General features: G+C 62.1%; 17 protein-coding genes and 1 pseudogene. 10 read left to right on the top strand and 8 right to left on the bottom strand.

Features of this window, described 5'->3' with window-relative positions:
• Position 1 precedes the first annotated feature (1 nt).
• From ACYHH6_RS30805 to ACYHH6_RS30785, 5 genes are all read left to right on the top strand, one after another.
• The gene (locus ACYHH6_RS30805; RefSeq protein WP_352586356.1) at positions 2-1093 is read left to right on the top strand and encodes an ABC transporter ATP-binding protein; all 1092 of its coding nucleotides are present in this window, start codon (positions 2-4) and stop codon (positions 1091-1093) included.
• Between the two features lie 179 nt (positions 1094-1272).
• Positions 1273-2271, top strand: a complete 999-nt coding sequence (locus ACYHH6_RS30800; RefSeq protein WP_352586357.1) for an ABC transporter ATP-binding protein — start codon at positions 1273-1275, stop codon at positions 2269-2271.
• 1 nt (position 2272) lies between these two features.
• Positions 2273-3142, top strand: a complete 870-nt coding sequence (locus ACYHH6_RS30795; RefSeq protein ID WP_352586358.1) for an ABC transporter permease — start codon at positions 2273-2275, stop codon at positions 3140-3142.
• Positions 3139-3942 (top strand): ABC transporter permease, encoded by an 804-nt coding sequence (locus ACYHH6_RS30790; protein WP_352586359.1) that lies wholly within the window; start codon positions 3139-3141, stop codon positions 3940-3942. Before ACYHH6_RS30795 ends, ACYHH6_RS30790 begins: the two co-directional genes overlap by 4 nt.
• Before the next feature lie 32 nt (positions 3943-3974).
• Positions 3975-5021 carry an extracellular solute-binding protein gene (locus tag ACYHH6_RS30785; protein ID WP_352586360.1) on the top strand — a complete coding sequence of 349 codons (1047 nt, stop codon included), beginning with the start codon at positions 3975-3977 and terminating at the stop codon, positions 5019-5021.
• A 63-nt stretch (positions 5022-5084) separates the two neighbouring features.
• On the opposite strand, the gene ACYHH6_RS30780 is transcribed toward ACYHH6_RS30785, so the two are convergent.
• Positions 5085-5786 (bottom strand): GntR family transcriptional regulator, encoded by a 702-nt coding sequence (locus ACYHH6_RS30780; protein ID WP_352586361.1) that lies wholly within the window; start codon positions 5784-5786, stop codon positions 5085-5087.
• Between the two features lie 145 nt (positions 5787-5931).
• Between ACYHH6_RS30780 and ACYHH6_RS30775 the strand changes: the two genes are divergently transcribed.
• The 4 genes and pseudogenes from ACYHH6_RS30775 (at position 5932) to ACYHH6_RS30760 (ending at position 9577) form a co-directional block, all read left to right on the top strand.
• The gene (locus tag ACYHH6_RS30775) at positions 5932-6816 is read left to right on the top strand and encodes a fumarylacetoacetate hydrolase family protein (protein ID WP_352586362.1); all 885 of its coding nucleotides are present in this window, start codon (positions 5932-5934) and stop codon (positions 6814-6816) included.
• A 27-nt stretch (positions 6817-6843) separates the two neighbouring features.
• On the top strand, positions 6844-8118 hold the full coding sequence (locus tag ACYHH6_RS30770) for a metal-dependent hydrolase family protein (protein WP_352586363.1): 1275 nt from the start codon (positions 6844-6846) through the stop codon (positions 8116-8118).
• A 12-nt stretch (positions 8119-8130) separates the two neighbouring features.
• Complete coding sequence (locus ACYHH6_RS30765) at positions 8131-8649, top strand: DUF5943 domain-containing protein (protein ID WP_352586364.1); 519 nt, start codon at positions 8131-8133, stop codon at positions 8647-8649.
• Between the two features lie 134 nt (positions 8650-8783).
• A pseudogene (locus tag ACYHH6_RS30760) lies at positions 8784-9577 on the top strand (bestrophin-like domain).
• 78 nt (positions 9578-9655) lie between these two features.
• On the opposite strand, the gene ACYHH6_RS30755 reads toward ACYHH6_RS30760, so the two are convergent.
• The 6 genes from ACYHH6_RS30755 to ACYHH6_RS30730 form a co-directional block, all read right to left on the bottom strand.
• The gene (locus tag ACYHH6_RS30755; RefSeq protein ID WP_352586367.1) at positions 9656-10168 is read right to left on the bottom strand and encodes an OmpA family protein; all 513 of its coding nucleotides are present in this window, start codon (positions 10166-10168) and stop codon (positions 9656-9658) included.
• 11 nt (positions 10169-10179) lie between these two features.
• Positions 10180-10839, bottom strand: coding sequence for a L,D-transpeptidase (locus ACYHH6_RS30750; protein ID WP_352586368.1), 660 nt, complete (start codon positions 10837-10839; stop codon positions 10180-10182).
• 179 nt (positions 10840-11018) lie between these two features.
• Positions 11019-12974, bottom strand: a complete 1956-nt coding sequence (locus ACYHH6_RS30745; protein ID WP_352586369.1) for a CHASE2 domain-containing protein — start codon at positions 12972-12974, stop codon at positions 11019-11021.
• Between the two features lie 15 nt (positions 12975-12989).
• Positions 12990-13715: a FecR domain-containing protein gene (locus ACYHH6_RS30740; RefSeq protein ID WP_352586370.1), complete on the bottom strand. Its 726-nt coding sequence runs from the start codon at positions 13713-13715 to the stop codon at positions 12990-12992.
• Between the two features lie 88 nt (positions 13716-13803).
• Positions 13804-15048 carry a tetratricopeptide repeat protein gene (locus ACYHH6_RS30735; RefSeq protein ID WP_352586371.1) on the bottom strand — a complete coding sequence of 415 codons (1245 nt, stop codon included), beginning with the start codon at positions 15046-15048 and terminating at the stop codon, positions 13804-13806.
• A gap of 493 nt (positions 15049-15541) precedes the next feature.
• Positions 15542-16729 carry a magnesium transporter gene (locus ACYHH6_RS30730; RefSeq protein ID WP_352586372.1) on the bottom strand — a complete coding sequence of 396 codons (1188 nt, stop codon included), beginning with the start codon at positions 16727-16729 and terminating at the stop codon, positions 15542-15544.
• 341 nt (positions 16730-17070) lie between these two features.
• Between ACYHH6_RS30730 and ACYHH6_RS30725 the strand changes: the two genes are divergently transcribed.
• Entirely contained in the window at positions 17071-18888 is a 1818-nt protein-coding gene (locus ACYHH6_RS30725; protein ID WP_488500504.1) for a patatin-like phospholipase family protein, read from the top strand.
• Between the two features lie 157 nt (positions 18889-19045).
• Here the strand turns inward: ACYHH6_RS30725 and ACYHH6_RS30720 are convergent, their stop codons facing one another.
• Positions 19046-21178 (bottom strand): adenylate/guanylate cyclase domain-containing protein, encoded by a 2133-nt coding sequence (locus ACYHH6_RS30720; protein WP_352586374.1) that lies wholly within the window; start codon positions 21176-21178, stop codon positions 19046-19048.
• Between the last annotated feature and the right edge of the window lie 583 nt (positions 21179-21761).

Genomic DNA, 21761 nt, shown 5'->3' with positions numbered 1-21761 from the left:
CATGGCCGATGTCGAACTCAGGAAAATTTCCAAGAGCTTTCAGAACCTGAAGGTCGTGCACGAGATCGATCTCGAAATTGCCGAGGGCGAGTTCGTTGTCCTCGTAGGCCCTTCCGGCTGCGGCAAGTCGACGACGCTGCGCATGGTGGCGGGGCTCGACCGGCCAAGCGGCGGCGAAATCCACATTGGCGGCCGGCTGGTCAACAACATCCAGGCCAGGGACCGCGACATCGCCATGGTGTTCCAGAGCTATGCGCTCTACCCGCAGATGACGGTGGCGCAGAACATGGCTTTCGGCCTGCGCATTCGCAAAGTGCTGGATGGCGAGGTGACACAACGCATCGCCCGCGTCGCTGACATGCTCGATCTCAGCGAGCTCCTGCATCGCAAACCGCACCAGCTGTCCGGTGGCCAGCGTCAGCGCGTCGCCATGGGCCGCGCCATGGTGCGCCAGCCGAAAGTGTTCCTGTTCGACGAGCCGCTCTCCAATCTCGACGCCAAGCTCAGGGGCAAGATGCGCGCCGAGATCAAACGGCTGCACCAGATGGTTGCCACCACCACGGTCTATGTCACCCACGATCAGGTCGAGGCGATGACGCTGGCCGACCGCGTCGTGGTGATGAACAAGGGGCGCATCGAACAGATCGGCCCGCCCAATGATCTCTATCATGAGCCGGCCAGCCGCTTCGTTGCCGGCTTCATCGGCAGCCCCGGCATGAACTTTTTCAAGTGCCGGCTGGAAGGGCGTGGCGACAGGCTCGCGGTCGTGCTCGGCGACGGCACGGCACTCACGGTACCGGCTGCCCGCACCGCGCGCTATGCCGGCCATGTCGGGCGTGAGCTGGAATTCGGCCTGCGCCCCGAGCACATCACCGAGCAGCGCGAGAGGCCCGATAGCGTCGAAATCAAGGTCCCGGTCGAGGTTGTCGAGCCGATGGGCATGGAGACCCTGTTGCATGTGCTGGTCGCCGGCGCCGAGGCCACCGCGCGCATCGATCCGGCAGCAACGCCGAAGCCAGGGGAGATGGCGACGCTGTCGCTCGGAATGGGCCACATGCACCTGCTCGACCCGGAAAGCGGCAAGGTGCTCTGAGAGGCGAAGGGCTCCGACACAGGTCAGAACGGGGTCCGCCACACATTCGCGTGTCGAAATGCAAAAACAATATATTATCCGTTGACAAATATAATTTTGGAGCGAATTTTTAGGTGCGGTGCCAGACGACCGTGATGGCCCTCAGGGCCATCTCCATGCAGTCCCAGGAATGTGCGGTCATGATCGACATCCACAGCGTGTCAAAATCCTTCGTGACCAGGGACGCCGACCCGGTCCACGCGCTGAACGAAGTCAGCCTGGAAATCTACGACAATGAGTTCTTCACGCTGCTGGGCCCATCGGGCTGCGGCAAGACAACCTTGCTGCGCTTGATTGCCGGTTTCGAGGCGCCGAGTTCAGGTGCCATTCGCATTGCCGGCAATGATGTCGCTTCGCTGCCACCGCAGAAGCGGCCGGTCAACACGGTGTTCCAGAGCTACGCGCTGTTTCCGCATATGAGCGTGGCCGAGAATGTCGCGTTCGGGCTGCAAATGCAGAACGCGCCGAAAGCGCTGATCGAGGAGCGAGTCAGGGAGGCGCTGGAAATGGTGCGGCTCGAAGGCTTCGCCACGCGTCGGCCCGCACAGCTGTCGGGCGGCCAGCAGCAGCGCGTCGCCGTGGCGCGCGCGCTCGCACCCAAGCCAAGCGTGCTGCTGCTCGACGAGCCGCTGTCGGCGCTCGACCTCAAACTGCGCAGGGGCATGCAGAGCGAGTTGAAGCGGCTGCAGCGCGAGACCGGCATCACCTTCGTGCTGGTCACCCACGACCAGGAGGAGGCGCTGGCCATGTCCGACCGCATCGCGGTGATGCGCAGCGGCGATGTGCTGCAGGTCGGCACGCCACGCGACATCTACGACAATCCGCAGGACCGCTTCGTGGCCGACTTCATCGGCGAGTCCAATCTGCTGCCCGGCGGCGCCCTCGGCCGCGATCCGGCAAAGACGATCGTCGTGCGGCCGGAGCACATCGTGGTGTCGCCGGCATCGGACGGCGCCAAAGGCCACGTCACGGGCGCGGTCTCCGCCATCACCTTCCTCGGCTCCGACACGCTCTACGAGGTCGTGCTGGAGGAAGGGGCAAAACTGCACTCGCGCTCGCGCGGTGGTGCAGCACTTTCGACCGGCGACCGGGTCGTCGTCGACTGGGCACGGCACCTCGAACGCGAACTGGCGAACTGAGATGGGTCCGAACCGCACCTGGCTGCTGATTGCGCCGGCCATGCTGGTCATCGGCATCTTCATGGTGTTGCCGCTGTTGCTGGCGGTCGGCTATTCCTTCATGACCGCCAACCCCTATGGCGGCGTCACCGCGCCGGCGACTTTCGACGCCTATCTGCAGTTTCTCTACCAGCGCGATTTCGACGACAGCCTGGTGTTTTCGCCAAGCTATGCGCTGATCATCCTGCGCTCGATTTATCTCGCCATCGCCACCACCTTGATCTGCCTCGTGCTCGGCCTGCCGGTCGCCTGGTACATCGTCTGCCAGACGCCGGAGCGGCGGCGCATTCTTCTGTTCGCGGTCACGCTACCGTTCTGGATCAACACGTTGATCCGCACCTATTGCTGGATCCTGATCCTGCGTGACGAGGGGCTGGCGAATGGCGCGCTGCGCCATGCCGGCATTATCTCCGATCCACTGCCGCTGCTCTACAATGATGGATCGATCCTGCTCGGCCTCGTCTACACTTTCCTGCCCTTCATGGTGCTGCCGATCTATTCGACGCTGGAGCGTATCGATGCCCGGCTGATCGAGGCCGCGCACGACCTCTATGCCAGCCGCGCCGCTGTCTTCCGCCGTATCGTCTGGCCCCTGGCAAGGCCCGGTGCGCTGGCCGGCGCCACGCTGGTGTTCGCGCCGGCGCTGGGCTCGTTCCTGGCGCCGGACCTGCTCGGCGGCGGCAAGAAGCTGCTCATCGGCAGCCTGATCCAGATGCAGTTCACCTCCTCGCGCAACTGGCCGTTTGGCGCGGCTCTTTCGACCGTGGTGACGGTCGTCGTGCTGACCGTCTTCGTCATCCGCTCGCGCCGCGTACAGGAGGACCGGCAATGAATGGGGCAAAGCCTTTCGACTGGCGACACACGCCCGGTCTGTCGGCCTACACTGCGCTGATCTTCCTGTTCTTCTACGCGCCGCTGCTGATCCTGGTGATCTATGCCTTCAATTCGAGCCGGCTGGTCACGGTCTGGGCCGGCTTCAGCCTCAAATGGTTCGTCGTGGTCGCCAACAATGGCGCGATCCGCGATGCCGCCTACAACAGCGTCATTGTCGCCATCGTCGCCACCATCGCGTCCACCGCGATCGCGACCGCCGGCGCGATTGCGCTGGAGCGCGGCCGGCTGCGCTTCGGGCGGGGCGCGGCAACGGCGCTGATCGCCATGCCGCTGGTGGTGCCGGAGATCGTCGTGGCGATCACCACGCTGATCTTCTTTTCCGGGCTAGGCATGCATCATGGCCTCATCAACCTGATGATCGCCCACACCGTCTTCTGCATCCCGTTCGCGCTGTTGCCGATCCAGGCGCGGCTGCGCGACATGGGCGGCGCGCTGGAGGAGGCGGGACGCGATCTCTATGCCGATGAGTGGCGATTGTTTCGCCGCGTCACGCTGCCTTTGCTGCTGCCTGCGATCTCGGCCGGCGCCATCATGGCCTTCGTCGTCTCGCTCGACGATTTCCTGATCTCGATGATGGTGTCGAGCGCCGGCTCTACGACGCTGCCGGTCTACATCTACGGCATGATGCGGCTTGGCGTGACGCCCGAGGTCAACGCCATCTCCACAATCCTGCTTGCCGTTTCCATCGTCTTCGTCGCCGCGGCCCTGCTCGTCGGACGACGTAACAGATTTGCATAGAAAATGAGAAAACAGACCAGAGGAGAATGACCGTGACCAAATGGAAGGAAGGACTTTCGGGACTAGCCTTGGCGGCCGCCATGCTCGGCGCGATCACCACCCATGCGCTGGCGGACGCCGGCGAACTGCATATCTACAACTGGACCGACTACACGTCGGACGAAATGATCAAGAAGTTCGAGGCCGAGACCGGGATCAAGGTCACCATCGACACCTACGATTCCAACGAGACCGCGCTCGCCAAGCTCAGCTCCGGCGCCGCCGGCTATGACGTGATGATCATCAGCAACGACTTCGTGCCGATCTTCGTCAAGCAGAAGCTGTTCCAGGAAGTCGACGCAGGCGCGATGCCGAACTTCAAAAACGTCGATCCGGAATGGCAGCACCGGTCCTGGGATCCCGATGCGAAATTCACTGTGCCATGGGTGTGGGGCACGACCTCCTATTCCGTCGACACCGCCGTCTACAAGGGACCGACCGATAGTTTGAAGCCGCTGTTCGATCCGCCGGCGGAGCTCAAGGGCAAGGTCGGCATGTTCGGCTCGCCGACCGAAGTGATGTCGCTGGCGCTGGTCTATCTCGGCAAGGATCAGTGCAACAGCAATCCGGCTGATCTTAAGGAGCTCAATGCCTTGCTCGAGGCACAGAAGCCGTTCGTCAAGGTCTACAATTCCGACGGCATCGTCGAGCGCCAGGTTGCCGGCGAAACGGTCATGCATGAGCAATGGTCGGGCAAGGCGCTGGCCACACGCCAGCAGAAGTCGACGGTCAAATACGTCTATCCCAGGGAAGGTGTTGTCGGCTGGATGGACAATGTCGCGGTGCCGACCAGCGCGCCCAATGTCGAGAACGCCAAGAAGTTCCTGAACTTCCTGATGGATCCGGAAAACATCGCGCTGCAGCAGAAATACACCGGCTACCAGAGTGCGATCGCCGGATCGAACAAGTTCCTGGCGCCCGACATTGGCGGCTCGCCGGAGTTCAATCCGCCGGCCGACCTGAAAATCACGTTCGCACCGTCATGCGACGAGAAGGCGATCCGCGCCTATGACCGGATCTGGACCAATCTGCGCCAGTGACGCAAAACGCCGCCCTGCGAAGGGCGGCGTTTGTTTCCTGTCCGAGGAGACCCGAATGAAACGCTACGCCCGCACCGTCGTCTTTGGCGCTGGAAGGTCGGAGGCCTCCGCCGCCAGCAGGATGTCGGTGGTGACAGCCAGATGCGCCGCCAGCAATTCGGCGGCCTTCTCGGCATTGCGGTCGAGCACGGCAGCGGCGAGGTCCTGATGTTCCTTGATGATGTTGCGAGCCTTTGGCGCCAGCGAGACCGAGCGGCGGCGGTAGCGCTCGCTCTGGTCGTAAAGCTGGTCGCGCAGGCGCAGCAGCCAGTGGCTGTCGCAGCCGGCGACCAGCGCCTTGTGGAAGGCCGCGTGCGCGGTCGCCCATTCGTCGCTCGAATGCACCGGATCGTCCGGCGTGTGCTCGGGCGTGCGCGACAATCGGTGGAGTGCTGCAACCAGCTGCGATTCCCAGGCGACGTCGCCGACCTCGATGGCGCGGCGGATGCACAGCGTCTCGATCTGGATGCGCGTCTTGGTGAGATCGAGCAGATCCTCGGCCGAGATCGGGGCAGCCCGAAAGCCGCGCTGCGGCTCAGCCACGACAAGGCCCTCCGAGGTCAGCCGCGACAGCGCCTCGCGGATGGCGCCGAGACTGACGGACAGCCGGTCGCAGAGTTCCTGGACCTTGAGCCGGCTGCCCGGCGCGATCCGGCACGACAAGAGGTCGGCGCGCAAATCCTCGTACGCACCCTGGGTGAGATTGATCGAGCCTTCCCTAGCCATTCGCTTGCCCGCGGCCGAATCCGTCCATTGAGGAGCCTTGATACATTATTCCAGCCAGAAATCAGAATGCAAAATAATATATTCTATGTTGACAGATATATAATTTCTCAACAAAGTCCAGCCTTCACCAATGAGGATGTGGCCAGTGCGATTTGCAGCTTATAAATCGCCGCGGGGACCTGGGCTGGCGATCGCCTTGCCGGCAGGCGAGTTCCGCGGCATCGACGCCAGCGATGCGATGTTCCCGGGATGGCTGGACGAACTGATCGCCGAAGGCGGGCAGGCGCTGCAGGCCGCCGGCGAGAAGCTGGCCTGCGGCCGGCGCATCGATGCGAAGGCGGTCGAATGGCTGCCGCCGATTTCGGCGCCGGGCAAGATCATCTGCGTCGGTCTGAACTATGTCGACCATTCGATCGAGAGCGGCTTCGTGCCACCGGCCTATCCGACCTTGTTCGCCCGCTTCTCGACCAGCCTGATCGGCCATGGCGCGGCCATCCGCCGGCCCGAAGCCTCGATCCAGCTCGACTATGAAGGCGAGATGGTGGCGATCATCGGCAAGGCCGGCCGCCACATTGCGCTTGAGAAGGCACTCAGCCATGTCGCCGGCTATTCTATCTTCAACGACGTTTCGATCCGCGACTTTCAGACCAAATCGCCGCAATGGACCGTCGGCAAGAATTTCGACGGCACCGGCTCGTTCGGACCCATCTTCGTGACGGCGGACGAATTGCCGCCGGGCGGCAAGGGCCTGCGCATCCAGACGCGCCTCAACGGCGAGATCGTTCAGAACGCCTCGACTAACGACATGATCTTCGATGTCGCCTCGCTGATATCGATCATCAGCGAAGCCATCACGCTCGAACCCGGCGACATTCTCGTCACCGGCACGCCGGCCGGCGTCGGCATGGCGCGCAAGCCGCAACTGTTCATGAAGCATGGCGACGTCTGCGAGATCGAGCTCGAAGGCGTCGGCATCCTGTCCAATGTCGTGGCCGACGACGTCACTGCGGCTCGAGCCGTCAACCAATAACCCCGCCAACTCCGAAAGGACGAAGTCATGACAAGAGTGATGTTTCGAAATGCCATGATCTGGGACGGCACCGGCGCCGATGCCTTTCCGGCCGATCTGCTGGTCGACAATGGCCGCATCGTCACCATCGCCCGCACGCCAGGACAATTGTCGGGCGAGGGCACAACGACCGTGGAGTGCCGCGGCATGACGCTGATGCCGGGCCTCGTCGAAGGCCATGCTCACATCTCCTTCGGCGGCGCGATCAAGGATTCCGATCTCGGCCTGATCCCGCCGGAGGAGCATCTACTGCTCACCATGCGCAACGCCAAGACCTTGCTCGACCATGGCTTTACCAGCGCCTACAGCGCCGCGACCTCGAAGTTGCGGCTCGATATCGTTATCCGCAACGAGATCAATGCCGGCCGCCTGCCGGGACCGCGCATGCGCGCCGGCAGCCCGGAGATCACGGTCACCGGCGGCCTCGGCGACGAGCGCCAGCAGCACATGTATCACGAGAGTTTTGGCATGATCGCCGATGGCGTCGAGGAGATCACCAAGGCGGTACGGCTTTGCTGCCGCGAAGGCGCCGACAACATCAAGATCAACATTTCCGGCGACGATCTCAGCCCCGCCGCACACGGCGGCCTGACCGTCATGAGCGAAGCCGAGGTGATGACGGCGGTGTCGGTCGCGCGCGACTTCGGCAAGAAGATCAACTGCCATGCCCGCGCCGCCGGCTCGGTGAAGCGCGCGGTGAAGTGTGGCGTTGACGTCATCTACCACTGCGAATCCGCCGATGAGGAAGCGCTCGATGCGCTGGAATCGGCCAAGGACCGCATCTTCGTCGGCCCAGCCATCGGCATCATCTACGGCACGCTCTACGAGGGCGAGCCCTTCGGCTTCACCCATGAGATGGCGGTGAAGTTCGGCATGCAGCGCATCCTCGACGACAGCCGCAAGGTCTACACCGAACTGCGCAAGCGCGGCGTGCGGGCGCTGATCGGCGGCGACTATGGTTTCGCGCAGACGCCGCAAGGCACCAACGCGCGGGATCTAAAACACTTCGTCGACCTGCTGGGATATTCGCCCAGCGAAGCCCTGCAGTGCGGTACGCGGCTAGGCGGCCAGGTGATGGGCCTCGGCGACGAACTCGGCATGGTCAAGGAAGGCTTCATCGCCGACCTCCTGCTGGTCAACGGCGACCCGCTTAAGGATCTCGACATGATGGTGCATGAGAAGAACCTCATCGTCATCATGAAGGATGGCGAGCTCTACAAGGACCAGTCGGCCTCGGTCGCTTCACAGCGGCAAGCGGCCTAACCGGCGACCATCATGCAGCCCGTGGTCCCGATCGATGTCGATGACACAACCGGCATCTGGCGGACCGACGGGCTGCCGATGGTCTACCTGCCCAGGCATTTCCTGGTGAACAACCATCTCGCGGTCGAGGCAGCCCTCGGCCGCGATTCCTATCGCGCTATCCTGCGCGCATCGACAGCGAAGTCGGCCATCGAATGGTGCGAGGCGCAGGTGCGCGGCAAAGGTCTCGACCCTGCGGCGACGTTCCGCCACTATTTCCAGCGCCTGTCGCAACGCGGCTGGGGCCAGTTTTCCATCGACACGCTGGATACCACCAGTCGCCGCGGCAGCATCAGCCTGAGGAATTCGATCTTCGCGCTCGAAGCCGGGCAGCAGCGCGGACAGCGCGTCTGCTACATGTTCGAAGGTTTTATCACCGGCGCTTTCTCCTTCCTGCTCGGCATCGTGGATCCGACAGCAGTGGAATGCGAGGAGACCTACTGCGCCTGCGATGGCCGGCAGGACAATTGCCGTTTCGACTTCGCGGCGTAACACGCCGGTTGTCAGCCGATTGCACCGGTGCATAGAGTTTGTTGACACGATGGAACACAGTGGCATTGCCACGAGTGGAACGACGGCCCTACAAACTCCTGACGACGAATTCTCAGGATAGGGCAGGCGCTACCATGGGTGGCTGGTTGCATACTCTTCCACTCGCTTGGATGGCTCTCGTCGTGTTCGGGGCCACCTATATCGTCGCGTTCATCTTGCACCAAGGCATCGCCGTTCTTTCCGCAGGCTCCACGGCGCGGTCATTCAAGGCGCTTTCGCCTGGCATGTTGCCGCCGCTCGGTATCATCTTTGGCCTATTTGTGGCGTTCACCGCGGCTCAGGTGTGGAGCGACAACGATCGCGCCAATGCGGCAGTCAATCGCGAGGCCAGTGCGTTGCGGTCGGTCGTGCTTCTGGCGAGCAGCTTTCCCGGGGAGCCCGAGGCGCGCCTACGGACGCTGGTGCGCAGCTATATCGAGGAAACGACGAGCCAGGAGTGGCCGCTGATGGCCGAGAGCGCGGCGACCCTCACCATAATTCCGCCGGCGCTTAACGAGGCGCTGCGGACGACGCTGGCTTTGACGCCAAGCAATCCCGCCAGGAGATCGCGCAGCGCGAGATTACGAGGTGGCTCGAAGACGCCTTCGAGGCGCGTCGCCAGCGGGTTCTCGTCAGCTCGGCACAGGTCAACCCGACGAAGTGGGCCTGCCTGATCCTGCAAGCCTTCTGTGCTCTTCTCGCGATCGCGATCGTTCATAGTGATAACCGAATGGCATCGGCGATCGCTCTTGGAAGTTTTGCGACCGGCGTGGCGGCATCCGTTCTCTTGATTCTTGCCCACGACCGGCCCTTCACGGGAGAGATCGCAGTATCACCGCAACCGTTGCTGCAAGTTATGCCGGAAGCCAAGGCGGGCGGCGGCGGATGATACAGGCAGGAGTGCCAAGACGGGCAAATTCCGTCGCGTTGTGAGGCTCTGATTTGGTGACAAGCAAAACAGCAGCCCCTACGACTCGTCCCTCTCATCGCGCAGATTGGACACAACGCGGCGGTTCTGCGACCTGCAGGCGTTGTCGGGGCAGTCGCGGACGAGCCTGTCCTTGCCGTAGCCCTTGGCCCACATGCGGTTGCGGTCTATGCCGCCGGCGGCGAGGTAGTTCATCACTGCATCGGCGCGCTGCTGCGACAGCGCTGTTTCGCTTGCGCCGGGATCGTCGGCGAAACCCTGCAGCTTGAGCAGCCAGCGCGGATACTTTGACAACCACGCGATCTGGGTGTCGAGGGTGGTTTTGGCGACAGAATCGAGCGCGGCCGAACCTTTCGTAAAATAGGTGCGGCGGCCGACATTGAGGATAAAATCCTCCTCGCTGCCCGGCTGGACGTTCTGGAAGCCGGCAATCTCGGCGTTGGTGACGTCGGGCGTGGGCGGGGCCAGCGTGTTGCTGGTCGAGCAGGATGCGGCCAGCACCAGCAGGCTGGCGGCGAGCAGCCGGCAAGCGTTTTCAATCATGCGGTTCATGATGCGCCCAATCATTCGACAGTGGTGGAAGGGGGCGCCTGGTCGGCGATGTGCGGCAGGACCTCCACCGCGGTGCCGATCGGGCAACGCTGGTAGAGGTCGATGATGTCTTCCGGGAACATGCGGATGCAGCCGCTGGAAGCATCGGTGCCGATGCTCCATGGCTCCAGCGTGCCATGCAGGCGGTAGCCGATGTCGGCGCCGTCGCGGTACAGATAGAGCGCGCGCGGCCCGAGCGGATTGTTGGGCGCGCCGCCTGCGATCATGGGCGGTAGCTCCGGCCTGCGCTTACGCATTTCGGGGGGCGGGACCCATTGCGGCCACAGCGCGCGGCGGTCGATCGTCGCGCGGCCGTACCATTTGAAGCCTTCCTTGCCTACGCCGACGCCGTAGCGGATGGCGGTCTTGTTTTCCATGATGAGGTAGAGGAAATGGTGGCGGGTATCGACCACGACAGTGCCGACCGGCTCACTGCTGAAATACTTGACGATCTGGCGATGCCATCTCTTGTCGATCTTGGCGAAGTTGGTTTTGCGATAGACAAAATCGTTGTCGCTGGCGGTACCGGCGAAAAAGGATTTTGCCGTCGCGGCTTGACCAATATTGCCAGTTGCACCGACCGCGACCAGCGCCAGGCCACCGATCAGGACATCCCTGCGTGATAAAACCATCGGCAATCCCCCATGCCTTAAGCCTGACGGACCATAGTTGAGAATTATTTCGCCTCAAAGTGGAAAATGCTGCAGTTGGCCGGTGGCGGACAGGTCAGAGTGTGCTTCGGGTTCGGGGTGCAACATCAGGCGATGCCATTTGCAGGGATGGCGGCGAACCAACAGGGGCGCCAGATTGCTCACCACGTTGGCTCTCTACTTCGCGGCTCAGCAGCTTGCATCTCCGGAACGGTGAAAACCGGTACCTCGCCCTTGAAACCCTGGAGCTCGAAGGCGCCCGCCTGGACAACCGGCATCGATGCTCCTGCTGCAAAGCCGGGTCCAAGCACGAGGGGGATGCCCAGCTTCTTGGTCGTCGATTCGAGCCGTGCCGCGCGATTCACCGGTGAGCCGATCGCGGTGTAATCGAAGCGCCGTTCGGACCCGAAATTGCCTACCGAGCAGATGCCGGTCTCGATGGCGACGCCAATTTCGATGGAGCGATGGCCATCAGCCGTGAAGGCGGCGTCTTCGAGCTTCACCCGCTCGATCAGGGCAAGGCCCGCCTCGAGCGCGCGCTCGCGATGATCGGGTTGATCAAGCGGTGCGTTCCAGAAGGCCAGCACCGCATCGCCCATAAACTTGTCGATGGTGCCGTCGCGCTTGAGGATCTCATCGGTCGCAATGCCGAGGAAATGGTTGACCACCTTGGCGATTTCTTGGGTGTCGAGCTGTTCGCTCATCGTCGTGAAGCCGCGTATGTCGCTGAGCAGGATTGTGATTTCGCGCTTCTCGCCGGACAGGATTGCCTCGGTGTCCGAGCTTGCGAGGCGCTGTACCACGGAGGGCGAAAGATATTGGGAGAACTGTCGCGTCAGAGTGGACCGGCGCTGCTCGCTGCGCCTGTACAGAACATAGCCTTCGAAGCCCGCAACCATGATCGTTGCAAGCGCCGGCTGCAGCGGGTCATAGAGTGCGCCTTGCAGGCTGTACTCGAGAGCGCCGAACACGAACGGGGTGACGGCCAGCAGCGCAAGGGCGAGGGCGCCAACCACGACACGCCCGGCGAGCATTCCTGAAAGCCCGATGAAAACGACGGCGCTCAGGAGAAACCAGAGCCGCTCGAGCATTCGCGCGTGCGTTGGCTCTGCCAGGTAGCGCCCGGCAAGCATCTGGGCGATCGCATCGGCGTGGATGTCCGCGCCTGGTCGCGTTGGATGCGTCGGCGTCGGCAGGTACTGCGTCAGTCCCACAGCCGACAGGTCGACAATGGCGATAGCGTTCCGCAGTCGCGGATCGCCATGGCCCGAAAGGATGGCGCTGGCAGACAGGCGGGGGGTATCGGTGGCGGTTTCCCAGAGGCGGATGCCCCCCTCCGGCTCAAGCGGCACAATGGCGCCGGCCATCCTGAGCGCGTCGAACCCGGCTGCATTCATCCGGGCTATGTAACCGTCCTGTCCGGCGTAAAGGCGCAGGAGCTCGAGTGAGAAGGACGGCCACAGTTGCACGCCTTGAGCGGTGTTGCGAATCCAGAGCAGCGGCACATGGCGCAGTACGCCGTCGGGATCGGGCAAGGTGCGAATCACGCCGAGGCCCACGGCCGCGTTCGAGAATTCGGCAAGAGAGCCGGTCAGGCCGGTGAAGCCGGGAAGTGTATCCGGGACTTGCCCGACGATCGACCAGCCGGCTTTGGGTTCTGCTTCTGAAACCGTCGCCTCATTGCCCAGGCTGACGGCAAGCGCCGTCCGATTTTTGGCCAGCGCTGCGGCCAGGCGCTTGTCTCCGGCGATGCCCTCAGGCGAGGTGTCGGCTTCGGGGAGCACCAGCGCAAGCCCGACCACCGACGCGCCGGATTGGGTGATGCCATCGACCAGATCGGCCAAGAGGCCACGGTTCCAGGGCCATCGCCCATGTGCATTGAGGCTGGCGTCGTCTATCGAGACGATCACGACAGGATTGCTCGTCGCCTGGCGTGGGGCGAGAAACTGATAGAAGTCGTACGTGCGTTCGCGCAGGCGCGACAGCGGCCCGTCGAAAGCCAAATGGCAAGCGAGCAGCAAAAGAATGAGCACGAGACCGGATATCTTGCGCCTCGCGGTCCAGCGCCAATCGGCCCAACGCCGATCAGCCCAGCGCCAATCGGCAAAGGGGCTCATACCGAACGACCGGGCTTAATTGCAGAAGCGGGAGCAGCCATCGCCCTCGCCATCGCCCCTCCGCCCCCCGCTGCCCACAGGTGGCGTTGGGCTGTCAGGGAATTCCATGACCACTCCTGGCAATGCGCCGTCCGTGGAGTCGCAGACTTTGAGCGAGCCGCCGAGCGCCGACGCACAAATTGCGCTTACGTCCAATCCAGGACCCGGTGCGCCTGGCAGGCCGGTACCGGCTATCCGGTCGATACTGTCCAATATCGGAAAGGTGTCGATTCCGCCGTAGCCGGCCAGCAGCTTGCCATCTTCCGATGTGCAGGCGTAGCCCGGGTTTGTGATGACTAGCCGTTTGCCATTGATCGTGCAGGTCATACGGCCGGCGCGCAGTATGCCGACGGTCTGGCCGGCTGCCACCAGCACTTCGATGATGCCGCCCCTCGCCCCGAGCACCATGTGCGGCGTCGCAACCTGCATGACGCCCCGTTTCGAAACCTGACCGCCATAAAAACGGGCCAGGCCGCTGTTCATCCCGATGTCGATCTTTCCCGAGCCGGAGCCCGGATTATAGACGAATTCATCGATCGTCAGGCTGGTGTTCGGACCTATCTTGGCGCTGGATTCATCCCGGAACACCAGCATTCCAAGACCGGTGGGATCGCTGCGCAGCTGGTCGCCCAGTTCGACGCCGGCACCAACGTTCATTGTCCCACCGTTATTGCGGACGATGTTGGTCTGATAGGCTGTCATCGACCCGACCGTCTCAGCGGCGGAGGGTGCCGCGAAGGCAAGGCAGGCGATTAAAATCGCGATCGGACGGTACCTCATCGCGGCCCTTTCAATTGAGCGTCAACGTATAGCTCATGAGCATTTCGAACGATTTTTGGTCTCGGTTAGCGATGGCGAAGTTGGTTTCTCGATAGGCGAGATCAACGCTGATCTTCTGGGCTTCCGTCATCTGAAAATCGCTTTCCGAGGCAATGCGCCAGAAGTCGCTCTTGATATTTGTGCCGATGCCGACAGACAGATCGGGAGTGTCGCTGTGGCCGGCCGAGAAGGCGATCTGGTGCGACCATGCGAAAAAATCCGGTACGGTCATCAACAGGCCGCCATAGCGGACCTCGCCCGTGTAGCTGCGGCCGATTTCGCCAGATCCCGAAGCAAAGTCATTCGAACCGACAAAGCGCAGTCCGAGCGCCTGGCCATTACGGAAGCGGTAGCTGCCGCCTGCCTCATAGAAGACCCTGCTATCGGCGAAAATGCCTTGCGAGGCGCTTAGATCGATGTAGCCGCCACCGGCGAAGAGGGTCGTCTCGACCGTCGGGCGAACGAGGAAACGTCCACTGAGGCCGACGCCGGTTTCGTGGATATCGCTGTCGAAACGATCTGTCGCGGTAAACGCGGAAAGCAGCAGGCGAAGCGAATCAATCCCACTGTTGGGCAGGCCCTTGTCCCAGGTAATCGCTGCGTTGCCGTGGACAAAAGTCTTCTCGCTACCCGGAACCGACAGGTCTTCCGTGAAAAAACGCTCTGTCGCCGTCAACGAGCCCGAAAGAACGAGGGCGTCAGCACTTGGCGTGCCGAGGTCCCACCGAACAAAGCCGTCGGCCCGCCCGTAGGGCGAGACGAAGCTGTCATCGTCCTGCGCCCCGCCTGGCTCAAAATCGGTGAATGCGCTGAATACGCCTCCAGTCAGGGCGAGTTCCCAGGTGACGCCACGCAACGCGCGCTCGATGCGCGCCAGCAGGCGAACAGCTTCCTGCTGCTCACTTGCGGTCAGGCCGCCGACTTCGATGCCGTACTGCACCTGCCTCCGGGCCAATTCATAGGACCCGACATGATAATACAGCCGGCTGGCGGCCAGCCGGGCGCGCGCATCGCGGGGGTATTTGATCAGATACTGCTCGATTGAGGAGATCGCCTGATCGTATTGTCCCGCGTTGACCGCAACCGTGACGAATTGGGCGAGTGTTCCATTGTCGGACGGACTGGCGATGCGGGCCGAAAACGCATCGTCATAGACCGTAAAAAGACCTTGTGCGCCGGCCGGCAATGCGCCGCTAAAAAGCAGCGCTGCGGCCAAGCCGAAGATCGTTCGAGCCGAAGATAGCATGCCGAGAACCCACCCGAACTCGACTAGTGCGAAGGATTTAGCACGACTACAAGAAAAAAGGCGACGGAACCGTCACCAGACCGTGCGAGCCTCAGCAGCTGTTGCAGCTGCGCAACAAATTTTTGGGTTCATTCCTATTTCGGCTACGCTGTTTGCCGAGACATCTTCTCAAGCGTTGCTGAACGTAATTGGAGTATCCGGCTCTAGTGGCAAATAATTCAAACTCCTAAGTGGAACAAGATCTACATTGTTTGCGCGATTCTGCGCGTATCCGGTCACCGGATGAGGCTTCAAGGTCGCGCACGTTTTATCCAAAGGTTTTCCTTCGCGTTGCACAAAGGTCGAAATGCTGAGGTGCTCCTCATGCGTCCGCGATGCGGCCTGGCTCTCGCAATTTCTCCGAAGGCGACGAGGCCAGCTTATTGCCCCCAATCCCCAGGGACGCGTCCCTGGACGCGCCTTGCTACAGCACGAGCATGGTGGCCAGCCACAGCATCAGGCCCATGCCTACAACATCAGTCAAGGTGGTGAGGAAGATCGCCGAAGCGACCGCCGGATCGGCACCGACCCGGCGCAGGCCCAACGGGATCAGCACGCCGGAGATTCCGGACAAGAGGCACGCTCCGGACATGGCAAGCAGGATCACAAGTGCCAGCATGGGCGCTTGGGCCGCCGACTCCGGCTGCCTCGAGGCGTAGAACCACATCGCCGCAGCCGCAAGAAGGCCGACCAGCAAGCCGTTAGCGATCCCGAGCGCGCCCTCTCTCATCACCAAGTGCAGCTTCGGTCTTTTGTCCACATCCCCCAAGGCAAGGCCACGCAGCGTCATGGCCAGTGCCTGGCAGCCGGTGTTTCCGCTCTGCCCGGCCAAGACCGGGAGGAACGCCGCCAGGGTGACGATCTTCTCTATCGTGCCTGTGAACGAACTGACCACGAATGCGGCCAGGAAGGCCGTCAGGAGGTTCAACTGCAGCCACGGATGACGCTTCAAGAAGGCTGAAAACAAGGGCGTAAAAGAGCGCTCCTCCTTCAGGACACCTACCATCTGGCCAGACTGGGCGGAAATCTCAATGATTTGCTGCTCGAACAAGCGCCAACCGCGAACCTGCCCGAGCAGCCGGTTCTCGGCGTCCACCACCGGATAGACAGGGTAGTGACGCCGTACCGCTGCCTCGCATGCGTTGCTCAAAGGGAGATCGACATTGAGAGCGAACGGCTTGGGCAGCATGATCTGATCGACAATGGCGTCCGGTTCGCTCAGCATCAGATCGCGCAGGACCACCAGGCCAACCAGTTTATTGCCTTCGTCCGTGACGTAGAGATAAGTGAGCTCGGTCGGCACCTGGGCGCGTCTGACAGCTTCAACCGCGGCAGCAACTGTCGTCCCGACAGGAACGCTGGCGGAAATCGGGTCCATCAGCTCGATGAGCGACTCGGGCATCGCGATATCCTCGCCACCGTCATGAGGCCCGATGGGCCGCATGTGCAGTGGCAAATGCTCGGCCACCTTACGGGCGTGCCCGTCCGGTAACAGCTTCAGTGTGTCGCGGATGAACTCGGGAGACTCTCTGGCGAGCAATTCAGCTGCGTCATCAGGTGCTCGGGCACGTAGCGTGCGCACCAACTTCTGAACGCCGGTCTCTTCTTTCATTTGCTATGGCCCCCGATTGAAGGTCACATAGTATGTAAAGTATCGGATCGCACCAGTGCGGAAAACGACAGCTTCTTGCGGCCCCGGCAGTCCGCCTTGTGGTTCTCGAAGTTATTGCGGGCTGAGGCGCGAAGCGGGTCCCCTCAGGGCGCCCAGTCACACCTGCGGCGAAAGCCATTGACGGCGGACAGGAGGAGGGCAAGCCGGCATCGGAGCTGCCCAGCCCCTAGATGGGCCCAGCCGGCAACGTTGCGGTTCGGCTCGGATCGCCTTGCGATGCTGCAAACACGAGCGGTACAGGATACAATACCGAAGCGAATGCGTTCCCCGGATGGCTCAAAATGTCCTCCGCCGATTCTCTCGCCGCGAGATTATTGTCGGCGACATTGATGTTCGATCGTGCGTCGTTGCTGGCGCTCGAGGCTTTGGCTGCCGAATCCGACCGTCGGGTCCTAAGGCGCGGTGAGGTCCTGGTTCGCGAAGGCGATCCATCGGACAGGTTCTTCGTCGTGCTGTCCGGTCGCTTTACGGTACACAAAGGAGATCGGATTGGCTCGGTCGCCGAGATCGCGCAGGGTGAACTGGTCGGCGAAATTGGTTTCTTTGCAGGGCTGCCCCGTACGGCCACTGTCCTTGCAGCGCGCGATTCGATCGTCCTTGAAATCAGTCGTAGTCATTTCGAGAAGGCGGCCGAGGCTCTGCCGAACCTGAGAGAGGCGGTCACAATATCTCTGGCGCGCCGGTTCGCCACGCAATCTCCGATTTTGTCAGGTCTCCAGAAACCTGCCAAAATCCGAACGCTTGCCATCATTGCAGCCGGCGGAAGTCGCATCTCACCGGTTTTCATCGGGCACCTACAGCAAGAGTTCGGCGCGGTCACGCGCGCTCAGTTCGTTTCCCGGCTTGACGTTCACACGAAGTTCCCAGGTCGTCCGATCGACGACCAGCCGGTCCTTAACTGGTTAAACGAACTGGAGGCGCAAGCTGAATTCGTTGTCTACGTCGCGGATGAAGAACCTAATGAATGGACACGAGTCTGCATTCGCCAGGCCGATACCGTCCTGCTGTTAGCGAATGCGTCCTCCTCGCCTCGCTTGAACACGTCCGAGGAATTGGCGCTATCGGTCCATCCACCATCGACCGGTCGCCTTGTCTTAATTCACGACAATCGCTCGACTGCGGTCTCCGGCACCTCTGCGTGGCTCGATGAGCGCCCCCATGTCGGCCAGCATCATCATGTTGCGCTGGAGGACGCGTCTGATATCCAGCGCCTGGTCCGATTTATTTCCTGCAAGGCACGTGGCTTCGTGGCGGCTGGGGGTGGGTCCCTGGGCAGCGCCCATCTGGGCGTTTACAAGGCCTTCGTCGAGGCGGGCGGGCGCTTCGACTATCTCGGCGGGACAAGTTCCGGAGCGGCGATGATGGCCGGCTTCGCAAGAGGGTTGGACGCAGAACAGATCGACCGCGGCACGCACAACATATTTGTCAAGAGTTGGGCGTTTCGGCGCCCCACCTTGCCGCGTTTCGCGCTTCTGGATCACAAGGCCTTCGATCGAGCCCTTCGGGAGGAATACGGCGAAGTTCTGATCGAAGATCTTTGGTTTCCGTTCTTTGCGCTTTCGACCAATCTGAGCAGCCGTCAGCCCCATATCCACCGTCGTGGAAAACTCTGGCAGGCCGTTCGGGCATCCGGCTCGCTCCCGGGTGTCCTGCCGCCGTTCTTTACCGCTGACGGCGATATGCTGGTGGACGGCGCCATCATGAACAATTTGCCGCTGGAACAGATGAGGGAACTCAAGACCGGCCCCAATGTCGTCGTGAGCTTTGGGTCCAGTGGACCGCAAAAATACCACATCGACTATGACCGCATCCCCGGAAGGTCGGAACTGGCGATCGCCCTGCTGAACCCTTTCGGCCGTCCCCGCCTGCCGCAGGTTCCGAGCATGCTTCAGGTTATTGCCGCGAGTATCCTGGCACACGGGCCTCAGGACATTGCTGTCGGCGACGAGGATGTCTTGGTCTGTCCGCAGGTTTCGAGCACCTTCATGGATTGGAGTCGGCATTCCGAGTTGTTTTCGGACGCCTACGACCGCACGGCGCAATGGATCGAGGAACGTCTCCGCCAGAACGACTCAGGGCTCCGGGCGGTGCTCGGTTGACGAGCGCATCGAGTTGAACGACGACCGGCTGACCGCGTTGAGGCGCGAAGCGGACATTCGGGTCCGCTCCCCTCAGGACGCCCAAGTCGCGCCGGCGGCGAAAGCCATTGACGCCGAACAGGTGGAGGGCAAACCGGCATCGGAGCTGCCCCCGCGACTAAAATCTCAACACCCAGGCTTCCACTTTTCCCTTGCCTTTGACTTCGATAGCGCCGCGCGGCTCGAAGACGAATTGGTCCTTGAGCTGTTCGTAGACGGGGCGCGTCACCTGAACAGAGTCGGGAACTCCGCCAGACTCCATGCGGCTCGCCAGGTTCACAGTGTCACCCCATAAATCATAGATGTACTTGCTCTTGCCAATGACGCCGGCGACCACTGGCCCGCTGTTGACGCCAACCCTGAGCTTCATCGAGACGTTGTGTTCCATCGCGTGCTCGCGGGTAATGTGGACCATGCGGATGGCCATGCGGACCATGCGCTCGGCGTGGTTGGCCACCGGCACGGGCAGGCCGCACACCGCCATATAGGAGTCGCCCACCGTCTTGATCTTCTCGATGCCGAGATCGTTGGCGGCAACGTCGAAGCGCGTGAAGAGTCCGTTGAGAAACATCACGACATCGTGCGGCGGCATGTCCGATGTGAGTGCCGTGAACCCGACCAGGTCCGCGAAGGCGACCGTGACCTCGGCGAAGCCGTCGGCGATCCTCTCCTCGCCAGCGCGCAGCCGATTGGCGATCGGTGCCGGCAGGACGTTGAGCAGCAGCTGCTCGTTCTCGCGGTTCTTGGTCTCGATCACGACATTCTTCTGGCGCAGATCCTCAACCATGCCATTGAAGGCCGAGCAGAGTTCGCCAATCTCGTCGCGCGTGCGGACCGGCACGCTGGTCGCATAGTCGCCGGCAGAGAAGCGTTTGACCCCGGCAGTGAGATCGCGGAGCGGTCCGAGCAGCGCGCGCGAAAGCCAGGCGGCGGTGGCCGCGACCACGAGCATCGCCAGTCCTCCGGCGAGCAGCAGATCCCGGCGGAGTTCGGCGATCGGTGCGAAGGCCTCGGCGCTGTCGATCTTGGCGACGATAGCCCATTTGAGATCGGAAATCGCGAGCGGTCCCCATGAAGCGAGCGTCGGGACACCACGGTATCCGATGATCTCGCCCGTGCCCTCGACACCGGCGAGCGCGGCACGGGAGGCCTTGGTGTCGATGCGCTGATGCAGCACTGGTGTCCCGTAACGCTGAATGGCGGCGATCTCCTCGTCCGAGGCGCCGACGGATTTGAGGTCGGCGAAGAAGCTATCCCGGTTCTCGTAGAATGCCCGCGGGCCAGAGCGCGCCAGATAATCGGGTCCGATGAGATAGGCCCCACCCGTGTCGCCGAACCCTTCCTGCCGCCAGCGGCGGTTACCGGTGACGACGTTGTCGATCTCATCATTCGACAGTTTCGCGACCAGCACGCCGATGACGACGCCCTGGGCAATCACCGGTGCTGCCATGAAGGCGATCGGCGCGCCGCCTGATGGCGCATAAGAGGCGAAATCTACGAGGCAGATGGCTGACGGGTCCGCGATCTGCGAGCAGCGGGCGACGGCGGCCGCGACGTTGGCGCTGCGGTACGGACCCAACTGAAGAGACGTGGTGAAATCCACCTCCTTCTGGACCGCATAGATCAGGCGACCTGATTTGGGATCGGCAATCATGAGATCGAAAAAGCCGACCGTGGTAGCCGCAGCGCGCATCAATGGATGATATATGGCATGCAGCCTGGAGTATTCGCTTCCGTCGCCGGCGTCGTCGAGAAGGTTGCGCCGCTCCGCGGGGTTGGGATTGTCCACAATGTAGTGATACTGCAGATAGTAGGGGGCACCATCGACCGGCAGGTAGTCCGACAGGGCTGGTTCCCGGCCCAGGGTGCGCGTCATTCCGGGGATGAAGTTCTCAGCGTACCAATCGCCGACCCTCTGCCGCAGGTCGGGCGGCGCGCCTGCCCGGTCGAGTTGGTCGACCGCGGTCCGGAACTCGCGTGTCGCATCGACCACCATCTTTGAAGTGGCAAGCAGGCGCAGTTCCGCCTCGATCGTGCGGAAGTAGGTTTCGATCTGGCGCGTCTTGGTCTGACGAGCGGCCGTGAGTTGGTCGAAGACCGCTTTTTCGAGAGCGTCGCGGGCGCGGAAGTAACCGAGCGCCCCGGTGACCATGACGGCGATCGCGCCAAGAAAGACGAGGGTTGTAAACAGCTTTGCAGCCAATCCCCAGCCTGCGGGACTGGATGAGCCGGTCACATCTGAAGAAGACATGAGATCTTGCTTTGCTTTTGCATCAGGTCTTCGGAAACAGGAGCGTCGGCGTCGCGCCGGTCGGCAAGCCAGGATCGTGTTTCATCTGTTTTCCCCCTCTCCCTCGCATATGCATACCAAATTTACTGCGAGACGTGTGCGGGAATGCGTCGATTTGCCGATGGGACCGTACGGCAAAGCGGCCATGGAGAATGGCCCGAGGGCTTGCTTGGTTCTCGTGAATTCGTTTGGATGCTACCCCATCCAAAGCCCAAGGTGGCGCGCTTGAACCAGGATAGCAGGTACCGCGGTTCGACCAGGCGTCCGGAAAGCGGACGCGATGCACTCTGGCTTTTGGCGCGATGCGGTTGGGCGAGCAAGATACTGCCAGCGAGCGTGCGATGACCGCTGCATCCGACGATTCAACTATTCAATCGATCCCGTTGATCGCCAGCGCGAGTGGACCAAATGCTTGTGCCTGTCGAACAGAGCCAGTTTGTCGAAATAACCTAGCCGAAGCCCAGCCCCGCAGCCGTCACAGGTGAAGCGAGAAATCGACTTAAACCATGAGCCATTTCGAATGATTGGATGTTTGCAGACCGGG

This window comes from Mesorhizobium sp. P171375 (genome assembly GCF_057786075.1).
Note: the sequence above shows the minus strand (reverse complement) of the source record. Positions and strands in the feature narration are given on the sequence as shown.